Genomic DNA, 1,518 nt, shown 5'->3' on the forward strand with positions numbered 1-1,518 from the left:
GAGGCTACTGAAAAAGTCACGAACTTAAATAAAAGCGGTAAGTATTTTAGATACTTGCCGTTTTTTGTATTTTGTATTCATGATAGTTCAACAGGAATCTCTTCGATTAAGCGAGTACAGTTCTTTATATGATTTAATTGTTCCTCACACCAACTTGTTAAGGCGTATAAATGATTTAATAGATTTTAATTTCATCTATGAAGAACTTCAATCAAAATATTCTCAAACTCAAGGCAGAAAAGCAGAAAGTCCCATAAGACTATTCAAATATCTTCTGCTAAAAGTAATTTATACCATTTCAGATGTAGATGTAGTGGAGCGTTCACGCTATGACATGTCTTTCAAATACTTTTTAGAGATGTTACCAGAAGAAGATGTTATTGACCCAAGTACTTTAACTAAGTTTCGTAGGCAACGTTTAAAGGATACCAATTTGCTGGATATGCTTATCAATAAAACAGTTAGTATTGCTGTTGAACAAGGCATCATAAAATCCAAATCAATTATTGTAGATGCTACCCATAGTTTATCAAAATCGAACCCTATTTCATCTATAGACGTTTTACGGGAACGTTCAAAACAACTTCGCAAATCGGTTTATGCTTACCAAGAAGATTGGGTCGGTAAGATGCCAGTCAAGAATCAGGGCAGTGATTTAGAAAAAGAACTAGCTTACTGCAAGGAATTAGGAACCTTATTGGATGGTGCTCCCACACTTAGCGAAGTTCCAGCAATAAAAGAAAAATTGAACTTACTTAAAGAATCTGTTAATGATATTGAACACGCAGCTCAAGATGTTGTTTCAAAAGATAAGGATGCAAAGATTGGCCACAAATCACAGGACAGTTCGTTTTTCGGTTACAAAACCCATTTAGCAATGACCGAGGAAAGAATCATAACAGGGGCCGTTGTTACTTCGGGAGAAAAAGGAGATGGCCCTATTTTGCCTGAGCTAATAGAACAAAGTGAACAACGTGGTATTGATATAGACACCGTCATAGGAGATGCTGCCTATTCGGGCAAAAAGAATTTGGAATTAGCCAAAGAAAAAGATATTAAAATTGTAGCCAAGTTAAACCCAGCAATCAGCCAAGGTTTTAGAAAAAAAGAAGATGAATTTGATTATAATAAAGATGCCGACATGTTTGTTTGTCCAGCAGGACATTTAGCCATAAGAAAAGCAAAGCAAGGGAAAAAGAATGTTGCCACAAATCAAGTTATTACCTATTACTTTGATGTTAAAAAATGTAAGACTTGTTCTTTAAGGGAAGGCTGTTATAAAGAAGGGGCTAAATCAAAATCTTACTCGGTTACTACTAAATCAGACATTCATAAAGAACAAATTGATTTTGAAACATCAGATTACTTCAAAGAGAAATCAAAACATCGTTATAAAATAGAAGCTAAAAATGGAGAATTAAAAAATGTCCATGGCTATGGAAAAGCTATATCTTATGGTATAGAAAATATGGAAATGCAGAGTGCCTTAACCATATTTGCTGTGAATTTGAAAAGAAT

1 protein-coding gene is annotated in these 1,518 nt (G+C 34.2%); it reads left to right on the forward strand.

Annotated features, from left to right (window positions below; translation table 11 throughout):
- Positions 1 to 79: 79 nt before the first annotated feature.
- A partial coding sequence (locus tag H527_RS0118685) for an IS1182 family transposase (protein WP_027414053.1) occupies positions 80 to 1,518 on the forward strand: 1,439 nt, incomplete at its 3' end.

Origin of the sequence: Aquimarina muelleri DSM 19832 (assembly GCF_000430665.1) — a bacterium.
Classification (GTDB): Bacteria; Bacteroidota; Bacteroidia; order Flavobacteriales; family Flavobacteriaceae; genus Aquimarina; species Aquimarina muelleri.